This is a genomic window from bacterium, from assembly GCA_030697645.1.
GTDB lineage: Bacteria > Patescibacteriota > Minisyncoccia > Phycocordibacterales > VMGT01 > JAUYPI01.
In genome coordinates this window covers 1-9,312 of sequence record JAUYPI010000007.1, presented here as the reverse complement: position 1 = coordinate 9,312, position 9,312 = coordinate 1, and the positions used below count along the sequence as shown (strand labels likewise).

Here is a 9,312-nt window from a genome sequence, read left to right as displayed (position 1 = left end):
AAATTCCAAGCTCCAACCAACAAGCTCCAAACAAATTTCAAATTCCAATGCATCAAATCTCAAACACGCACGTCGTGTTTGGAAATTGAAATTTGAATCATTGGAATTTGTTTGGAAATTGTTGGTTGGAAATTGGAGCTTGTGTGAGTTTTGGTTACAAATTTTTTGACGTTCGCTACAGGTAGCCCTTTGGTTTTTATGTCAAACAGTACCCTGTCCCAGCAAAACTCGAATGGAGGCGGCCGCGAGGTTGGCGTCGTCGTCAGCTCCTCGCGTTATCTCATGGAGCTCGAGGGCTTGCCGTCCGTGCGTTTGAATTCACTCCTCATCAATCGAGCGGGGAGGCGCGCGCTCGTGACCGCATTCTCCGAGACCCGGGTCCGCGCCGTGCTCTTTGACGAGACGCTTGCCGAGGCGGGGAGCGAATTTTTTGAGAGGGACACTCCGCTCTCGCTTCCGAGGGCCTCGGAGCTCATAGGGCGTCTGGTGAGCCCGCTCGGCGATCTTCTCGACGAGAAAGGCGCCGTGGGGGGCGAGCGTATGGCGCTCGTGTTAGACCCCGTCGCGACCGGCATTCGGGGACGCGCTGAGATCACGGAACAGTTTTTGACCGGCGTCGCACTCATTGACCTTCTGCTGCCCCTGGGGCGCGGACAGCGCGAGCTTATCATCGGCCCGATCCGGAGCGGCAAGGGCTCGGTGTTGCGGGACTTCATCTCAAACCAGCGCGGGAGCGGCGTCATATGTATGTACGCCGCGATAGGGAAACCGGCTGCGCAGATCAGGCGGTTCCGCGCCTTTCTCGACGAGACGGGCGCGAGAGCATACACGACGATCGTTGCCGCTCGCGCTGATGAGCCGACGCCCCTCGTCGCCCTCGTGCCGGCGGCTGCTCTTGCACTGGCGGAGTCCTTTTCGAGAGACGGGCGCGACGTGCTGCTGATCCTCGACGATATCGCAACGCACGCCAAGTACCTCCGCGAGATGGCGCTGCTCGCGGGAAGCATACCGGGGCGGGAGTCGTACCCGGGCGACATATTCTATCAGCATGCACACCTCATCGAGCTTGCGGGGCGTTTCAAAGGCGAGCGGGGCACCATTACGCTCCTACCCGTCCTCGAGAGCGATGAGGAAAGCATGACAACTTTGATTCCGACGAATGCGATGGCGGCGACAGACGGCCACTTGTTCTTCTCGTCTTCGCTCTATGCCCGAGGGTCGTATCCGTCGATTGAAATTAGCCGTTCGGTGACGCGTGTCGGTAAGCAAACACAGCGGGCTGCCCAGAAGGAACTTGCCGACCGTCTGCTCGCGCTCCTTGCGGATTTTGAAGAACGGGAGGCCTTCAGCAGGTTTGGCGCCGAACTTGTCGGCGAGACCCGTCAGGCGATTAGCCAAGCGCTGGTCTCGCTCGAACTCCTGCGGCAGCGGCCGGGCGATTATCGTGATCCCGTTGCGACCGTGCTCGTGCTCGCGCTCGTGTTTACCTCGTTTTTCGCCTCGCGGGGCCGGGTGTTTGCGGAGAAGTGGAGTGAGAAGCTCTTTCAGGTGGCGTCCGATTCTCCGGCGCTGAGGGCTGCCCGTGATATCGTGCTCACCGACCGGCCGCTTGAGGCGCTCCTCGCGGAGCTTGAACGGGTGAAGCATGTGTTTGAGAATGTATGCAGATAGCGACGAATTTCCAAGTTCCAAATCTGCAATTTCAATTTCCAAATCTCAAGCTCTAATTTCTAAACACGTCCGTCGTTGGGTTTGAGATTTAATTTTTTGGAAATTGGTTACTTGGAAATTAACTTTTATGTCTCTCCGCGAATCACTACGAGACGACCTTGCCGATCTCGATGCGCTGCAGTTCGTCGCGAGCGCGTTCGCGGACCAGAGTTTGAAGGCGATCGCGCGGGTCCGGGCTACGTTCGAGCGAAGCGCTCCATTCTATCAGAGCGTACACGATCTCTACGCCCTGATCCGTATCCGCGCGGAACGCGAGGGCTCTGTCGTGCGCGCGTCCCACGGCGGTTCCGGGATGGCCGCTCTCGCTCTCACGTCAAATCACCGTTTCTATGGTGAGCTTAACCTTGCCGTCGTGCGCGCGCTGATCGAGCGGGAGCTCCCCGACGGGGCGCGGACGATCGTCATAGGGCGCGTCGGCGCTCTCTACATGAAAGAGTTCGGCTATGCGCGGCGCATACACTCGTTTCTGTTCGCGGAAGACATACCTAGAGCGAGCGAGCTCGCGGCGCTCCTCTCTCGCCTTGAGGCATACGAGCGCGTCGTGCTTTATTACCCGGCGTTTATTAACCTCGTGACGCAGCGGATAGAGACCATTGAAATCGGCGCGGCGCAGAGAGAGGGCACGCGGCGCGGAGGGACGGGTACCCATGCGCTCGAGCTCTCGGGGCGCGGGGAGAGTGCGCTCGCGGCTGCGTCGGCGAGCGCGTATATCTTTGAGCCGGAGCTCGCCCTGCTCGCGCGTTTTTTTGAGATCGAGGTGCGGCGGTTTTTGTTCCAGCGCGTGTTTCTCGAAGCCGAACTTGCGCGCACTGCCGCGCGGCTCGTCGCGATGAGCACCGCCGAGCGGACAATCGGCGCGCGTATGCAGTCCATACGCGGCGCGCTGCGTCGAGTCACGGGAGCCCTGGAATCCATGCGTACACTCGAGGCGTTCGCGAACATTATCGAGTGGCGGCGGATTCGGGAGAAGGAGGAAGCGCCTGCGCGTGAGGGAGGGATGAGGTAAAATGAGTGACGGGTGCTGTTTGAGCTTATAGCTGTTAGCTTTTAGCTGTTAGAGGGCCTGCGACGGCGCGCGCAAAGCGCGCGCAACGTCGTTCTTCTAAAAGCTAAAAGCTAAAAGCTATCAGCTAACAGCTCGTCTTTATGGATAATTCCCGTTACATCGGTACCATCCGCGCCGTGCGCGGCCAGGTCGTGGAAATTGAGGCGATCGGCAGTTATCTGCCGGCGCCGCGCGAGCTCTTGGTCTCTCCGGAGAATCCCGAGCTTGCGCTCGAGACGTATTCCTATGGGCGAGCTCGCACGATTTCCTGTCTTCTCCTCTCCTCGAGAGCGACGCTCCGGAGGAGAGCGCGCGTCCTCGGCACCGGAAGCGGCATCTCAGTTCCGGTCGGTCGCGCGGTACTCGGCCGCGTCCTGTCCCTCTTCGGCGAGACTATAGACGACGGGGTGGCTATCGCTCCGGAAGTTCCTCGTCGTTCAATCTACGAGACTGCGCTCCTCCCGCTCGAGTCGCACATATCATTCAGCGGCGAGGATCTGTTTGAGACCGGCATCAAGGCGCTCGACTTTTTTACGCCGTTTCTGCGTGGCGCGCGCGTGGGGCTCATCGGGGGCGCCGGGGTCGGGAAGACTGTACTCATGACGGAGCTCCTGCGTGCCATAGCGAAAGGACATCGCGGCGTTGCGGTATTTGCGGGGGTCGGCGAACGCATCCGCGAGGGGCATGAGCTCTGGAGAGCTCTCGAGCGCACCGGTACCCTCTCCTCCACCGCGCTTCTAATGGGGCAGATGAATGAGAATGCCGTAGTGCGTTTCAGGGTCGCGTGGGCGGCGGCGCGGGTCGCGGAATACTTCCGGGATGATCTCGAGACGGACGTGCTGTTTTTCGTTGACAATATTTATCGCTTCGCGCAGGCGGGTTCTGAAGTGTCGACCCTGCTTGAGGAGATCCCCTCGGAGTTCGGTTACCAGGCGACGCTCGAGAGCGAGATCGCGCACTTTGAAGGGCGTCTCGCGAGCACGCCGCGCGCCGCGATTACCTCGGTGCAGACCGTCTATGTACCGGCGGACGAGCTCGGGGATCCGGGCGTCAGAGCGGTGCTGCCGCATCTTGACGCGACGGTCGTGCTCTCCCGCGCCACGGCACAGCGCGGCTTTTACCCGCCGCTTGATCTTCTACGTTCCACCTCGACAATTCTCACGGAGAATATAATTGGGGGTGAGCACTATCGCACCGTCACCGAGGCGCTCGAGACGCTCTCGCGCCACGCGCGGCTCGCGCGCATTGTCGCGATTATCGGCGAGGCGGAGCTCTCACAGGACGATCGCACGGCGTTCAACCGCGCCGAAAAGATTATCGCCTACATGACGCAACCGCTCTATGCGACTGAAATTTTCAGCGGCAAACGAGGTGTTTCCGTTCCTCGCGAGCGGGTCGTGATCGACGTGGCGGCAATCCTCTCGGGGAAGTATGATGAAGTGGCTGCGGAGAGGATGCGGTATGTGGGGGACTTGAAGAGCGCGGGGATTGGGTAGGGTGTTTCAAGGCAAATTCTCTAGGTGTCGTACATGCTAATTTTCAATGCTCAATTTTCAATCAATTTTCCAATTACTCAATTTTCAAACACGACGTCGTCCGTCATTGGGATATTGAAGCAGTGAAAATTTATTGGAAATTGAAAATTAAACTGCGGACATCTTTTTGTCGTCTGGTATTATTGATTACATTATGTCTTCTGGTAGCAATATGCACCTTTCCTTCCACGGCGCCGTCGGTACGGTGACCGGCGCGAACTTTTTGCTTGAGACGCCGGAGAAGAAATTGCTCGTTGACTGCGGGCTTTTTCAGGGCTGCAAGTTTAGCGAGGATAAAAATCGCGAATCGTTCGGGTATGATCCGGCGACGATTGACGTGCTGTTCGTGACCCATGCACACATTGACCATGTGGGTCGCATCCCGAAGTTGGTGCGCGACGGCTTTCGCGGCGTGATTTACTCGACCGTAGCGACGCGCGAGATCGCGGCGGTGATGATGAGCGACAGCTGCGGCGTGCTTGAGAAAGAAGCGAGACGCGCGGGCACTGAGCCGTTCTACAATGAGCAAGACGTTTCGCGCACTATGGCGCTCTGGCGCGATATGAAGTTGCACGATCCGCTTGACCTCGGGGGTGGGCTCTCGGTGCGGCTCCTCGACTCCGGTCACATTCTTGGCTCGGCGATGATAGAAATTTCGTACCACGGCCGCCGCGTGGTGTTCACCGGCGACCTCGGGAACAGCCCGGCGCCGCTCCTCTCCGCCCCGGAGCCGCTCTCCGAGGCAGACTATCTCGTGATGGAGAGCGTCTACGGCGACAGGGTACATGAAGCGCCGGAGGACCGCAGACATAAGCTCGAGATGGTCATCGAAGACACGGTGCGCGCGGGTGGCGCGCTCTTGATCCCGGCGTTTTCACTTGAGCGCACGCAGGTGCTCTTGTATCATTTGAATGAGCTTGTCGAGCACGGGCGGATACCGGCGCTCCCGGTGTTCGTAGACTCTCCCCTTGCGATCAAGGTAACCGATATTTATAAGCGCCACACTGCTGAGCTCCGGGGAGAGGCGCGACGCGAGATCGAGGGCGGGGACGATATTTTTGCGTTTCCGCGTTTGAAGTTTACACTCTCGACCGAAGAGTCGAAGGCGATTAACAGCGCGCCGAACCCGAAAATTATCATCGCGGGCTCCGGCATGTCGCAGGGCGGCCGCATCATCCACCACGAGCGGCGTCATCTTCCTGATCCGCACTCAACGCTTCTTCTCGTGGGCTACCAGGCGGCGGGGAGCCTCGGAAGGCTGCTTCAGAGCGGAGCGCGAAAAGTAACGATTCTCGGGGACGAGGTCCCCGTTCGTGCGCGGGTCGAGACCATCAGTGGCTACTCGGCGCATATGGACTCGGAGGGACTGCTCAATTTCGTCGCAGGCGGCGTGGATACCCTGAAGCAGGTATTCGTCACTATGGGAGAGCCCAAGGCGTCGCTGTTTTTGGTCCAGCGGCTTCGAGATTATCTTGGAGTGAACGCCATGGTGCCGGAGGAGGGGAAGAGCTATGCACTTCCCTAAATTATCAATTTTCAATTTTCAATCAATTTTCAATTATCCAATTTTCAAACACGACGTCGTCCGTCATTTGGCCATTGAAGCATTGAAAATTTGTTGAAAATTGATCATTGGAAATTGAAAATTGGGCGCGTTCTGTACTTTTTCAGCCTTCATAAACAACACACCTTGCGTTTCCACTTTGTGTAAATGTATGCCCCCCACCCACCAGCACATCAAACACCCGCACCTCCGCGTCAAGCTCTGCGTCAGCGGCGCCGCGGAGACCGGACACTGCGGGCTTCAGGCGTATGATCGCGCAAAACAGCTCGGGCGCGAGATTGCGCGCCGCGATGCGATTTTGGTCACCGGCGCGACGACCGGCTTTCCGCTCTGGGCCACGATGGGGCTCAAGGAGGAAGGCGGTGTCGCGGTGGGGCTCTCTCCGGCCTCAAGCGAGGCGGAGCATGCAGGGGTCTATAAGCTGCCGCTCGACTACCTCGACCTTATCATCTACACCGGCTTTGGGTATTCTGGGCGAAACCTCCTCCTCACCCGCGCCTCTGATGCCGTCATCATCGGCTGCGGCCGCGTCGGCACCATCAACGAGTTCACCATCGCCTTTGAAGACGGCAAGCCGATCGGGGTGCTTGAGGGCGAGTGGGAGACCGATGAGGTCGTGCGGATGATCGTCGAGAAAGGCCATCGTCCGAACCCGAAGATCGTCTTTGACAGCGATCCGGGGACGCTCGTCGAGCGCGTAATCGCGCTCGTTGAGCAGGACAAAGTCCGCGAGCGCGGCTTGTATGCGAACAGCGACGGTATCGGGGGACGGGGCGAGGGGAGGGTGATGTGACGAGAGGGTAGAAAGTGGAGGGTGGAGGGTAGAAGATGGGGTAACCGCCCGCGTCTTTTATTGCCCCGTGCTCTTGCTTTCAAATGGTGCTGTTTCGCTTGATATAAAAATCCAACCCCCTGCCGCTTTGCGGCAGGGGGTTAATACGACCAAAGGCCATACGCGACGATGCATACACCAAGAACCACGAACGCACCGCCGACAAATACGATAAGACGTCCAAACAGAGCTGCCGGCGCAAAACGGGCACACAGGTACAGGGTGATAAACCAGCCAGCCGCATCTCCGAGCACCATCCCGGAAAGCGCACTCGTCGCTGCGAACAGATCATCGAGGTGGATGCCGAATGGTCTGGCAAGCAGTACGGCAAAAAACATTCTATCAGGATTGTGTAGTGCTACGGAGAACGTGGTCCAAACTCTTCGGGATATCCTGGCACCTACGAGCGCTTCGCGGTTCCATAAAAAATAAAAGCCGAATGCGCCGACGATCACCCCGCCGCAGACCGCAAACAGGCGATGGTGTGTGAGCGCAAGCTCGTATAGAGCGCGTGCTTGCGCAACGCCCGTAAGCAGTCCAACGCCTGTGGCAATCCAAAACGCATTTGCGGCGATAGAACCTAACACCAGCGTATACGCGCCACGGCGATCACCGTGCTGCATGTGTGCCACTGCGGCAAACATGAGTGGGCCCAGCGGCAGGGATACGCATAATCCCAGTAGCAATGCTCGGGAAAAGTTCATCCCGGAAACCCTCCCCGGTTAGAAAGAACTTATTCAGACGATTGTTACATGCACTCTATACAACTTTCTACTTTCCACTCTCTACTTTCTTTATGATTCGCGCGAATGTTTCAGGACGTTTTTCGGCGAAGAGGGCGAGGATTTTGCGGTCGAGCGCTATGTTGTTTTTTTTGAGCGCGTGTATGAAGGCGTTGTAGGAGAGACCGGCCGCTCTCGAGGCGGCGTTAATTTTTACCTGCCAGAGGCGGCGAAAGTCGCCCTTCTTTTTTCTCCGGTGCGCGAAGGCGTACTTTCCGGCATGCGCGATCGCCTCGCGCGCCTGGCGTTCTTTCGTGCTTCTGCCGAAGCGATAGCCTTTCACGCGCCGCAAGACATTGCGGCGGCGCTTCAGTGATGTGGTGCCGCGTTTGACTCGAGCCATGATAAAAATTTTCAATTATCAATTTTCAATTTTCAATCAATTTTGCAATGAATCAATTTTCAAACACGACGTCGTTCGTCATTGAGACATTGAAAATTTACTGAAAATTGAAAATTGTAAATTGAAAATTAAACTGCTTCGGTAATTAAAATTGGCTTTCGCGCCTCCTATTACATCGGGGGGTCGGTGGGATTTAATTCATATAGCGTCCTACCGTCTTTGCGTCAAGCGCGAACGGTACGCTGCGGCGTTTCGACATGCGCGCCGCACCGGATTGCTTTGCGTTGAAGTGATTCTGCCCTGGCGCGCGCGCGATGAGCTTGCCGCGCGGTGTTACTCGAAGCCGTTTGAGAAAGGATTTATTGGATTTCATGACGAGAAGGTAGAGAGTGGAAAGTAGAGGGTGGGGCATGGAATGCAAACGGAGGGCGTAAAAAGTAGCCCTACTTTCTACTCTCCACCTTCTACTTTCTTTTTACGAACGTGTTCAATTGTGACCGACAGCCCCTTCGGCGCCTTTCTCACCGGGTCGGCGATTTTGTACTCCTCGGGGATGAGGCGCATGAACCTGAGGAGGCGATCTTCAAGAAACGCGCGGTCAAGATACTTCGTGCGGCCGGGGAGAAAAAGATCAATTTTTACGCGGTCGCCCTCGCCGAGCCACTCTGCAACGCGCTTCGCTTTAAGCGCGAGGTCGTGCTCGCCGGTGCCGACCTTGACCTGGATGCTTTTCGTTTCGGTCACGTGTACTCTTCGTTGGCGCGTCGAACGCTCTTTCCGCTTTGCCTCGTAGCAGAACTTACCATAGTCCATTATTTTTGCAACCGGCGGCTCGGCCGTCGGCGCAATTTCAATGAGGTCGAGGCCGAGAGAGCGCGCGCGAGCAAAAGCGTCTTCAAACGAGAGCGTGCCGAGATTCTCTCCCTCAGGTGAGATGACACGGAGCTCCGCCCTGCGTATATTCTGATTGATGCGGATGCGTTCTTTCAACGTGAGAGCAGTATAGCATGCTGGGGCTCGAGTGGCAAAACGTGGGGTGGGTTGTGCACAGTCAGGTCATCGGTGGTTTGAGTGGCATGGTACACTTGATGATGCATAGAGTGTCGCAACAGAACATTCTCGGCCTCGCTTGTATTTTGAATTTTCAATTTACAATTTTCCAATTTTCAATCAATTTTGCAATGAATCAATTTTCAAACACGACGTCGTCCATCGTTGAGTCATTGAAACATTGAAAATTTATTGAAAATTGAAAATTGAGAATTGAAAATTAGGCTATGTCACGGCCAAATTCTTATCTGCTACGTTCAGCGATATTTGCCGCAGTCATCCTCTGTGCCCTCCCCCTCCTCGCTCTCGCGCAGGGGGGCCTCGTTGTCTGCACCGGCCCCACCTGCAACTTCTGCCACCTCTTTCTTCTTGCAAGCAAGATTGTCAAATTCCTTATCTATACGCTCGCGATGCCGATTGCGGCGCTTTT

10 protein-coding genes are annotated in these 9,312 nt (G+C 56.9%); 6 read left to right on the top strand and 4 right to left on the bottom strand.

Annotation, left to right across the window (positions count from 1 at the left end; translation table 11 throughout):
- The first annotated feature begins 198 nt into the window (after positions 1 to 198).
- The 5 genes from Q8R39_02025 to Q8R39_02005 all read left to right on the top strand — a co-directional run bounded on the left by Q8R39_02025 (position 199) and on the right by Q8R39_02005 (position 6,668).
- On the top strand, positions 199 to 1,671 hold the full coding sequence (locus tag Q8R39_02025) for a F0F1 ATP synthase subunit alpha (protein MDP3735185.1): 1,473 nt from the start codon (positions 199 to 201) through the stop codon (positions 1,669 to 1,671).
- Positions 1,672 to 1,798: 127 nt separating this feature from the next.
- The gene (locus Q8R39_02020) at positions 1,799 to 2,737 is read left to right on the top strand and encodes a F0F1 ATP synthase subunit gamma (protein MDP3735184.1); all 939 of its coding nucleotides are present in this window, start codon (positions 1,799 to 1,801) and stop codon (positions 2,735 to 2,737) included.
- A 140-nt stretch (positions 2,738 to 2,877) separates the two neighbouring features.
- Entirely contained in the window at positions 2,878 to 4,272 is a 1,395-nt protein-coding gene (locus Q8R39_02015; GenBank protein ID MDP3735183.1) for a F0F1 ATP synthase subunit beta, read from the top strand.
- A 211-nt stretch (positions 4,273 to 4,483) separates the two neighbouring features.
- A complete protein-coding gene (locus tag Q8R39_02010) occupies positions 4,484 to 5,836 on the top strand; it encodes an MBL fold metallo-hydrolase (protein MDP3735182.1) in 1,353 nt (450 codons plus the stop codon).
- Between the two features lie 190 nt (positions 5,837 to 6,026).
- Complete coding sequence (locus tag Q8R39_02005; protein ID MDP3735181.1) at positions 6,027 to 6,668, top strand: hypothetical protein; 642 nt, start codon at positions 6,027 to 6,029, stop codon at positions 6,666 to 6,668.
- A gap of 140 nt (positions 6,669 to 6,808) precedes the next feature.
- Here Q8R39_02005 and Q8R39_02000 read toward each other — a convergent pair whose 3' ends face one another.
- The 4 genes from Q8R39_02000 to infC all read right to left on the bottom strand — a co-directional run bounded on the left by Q8R39_02000 (position 6,809) and on the right by infC (position 8,822).
- Positions 6,809 to 7,330, bottom strand: coding sequence for a hypothetical protein (locus Q8R39_02000; GenBank protein MDP3735180.1), 522 nt, complete (start codon positions 7,328 to 7,330; stop codon positions 6,809 to 6,811).
- 148 nt (positions 7,331 to 7,478) lie between these two features.
- On the bottom strand, positions 7,479 to 7,832 hold the full coding sequence (rplT, locus tag Q8R39_01995; protein ID MDP3735179.1) for a 50S ribosomal protein L20: 354 nt from the start codon (positions 7,830 to 7,832) through the stop codon (positions 7,479 to 7,481).
- Between the two features lie 193 nt (positions 7,833 to 8,025).
- The gene (locus Q8R39_01990; protein MDP3735178.1) at positions 8,026 to 8,244 is read right to left on the bottom strand and encodes a hypothetical protein; all 219 of its coding nucleotides are present in this window, start codon (positions 8,242 to 8,244) and stop codon (positions 8,026 to 8,028) included.
- A 38-nt stretch (positions 8,245 to 8,282) separates the two neighbouring features.
- Positions 8,283 to 8,822, bottom strand: coding sequence for a translation initiation factor IF-3 (gene infC, locus Q8R39_01985; GenBank protein ID MDP3735177.1), 540 nt, complete (start codon positions 8,820 to 8,822; stop codon positions 8,283 to 8,285).
- Positions 8,823 to 9,109: 287 nt separating this feature from the next.
- Between infC and Q8R39_01980 the strand changes: the two genes are divergently transcribed.
- Positions 9,110 to 9,312: hypothetical protein (locus Q8R39_01980; GenBank protein MDP3735176.1), on the top strand; the 203-nt coding region annotated here is incomplete at its 3' end.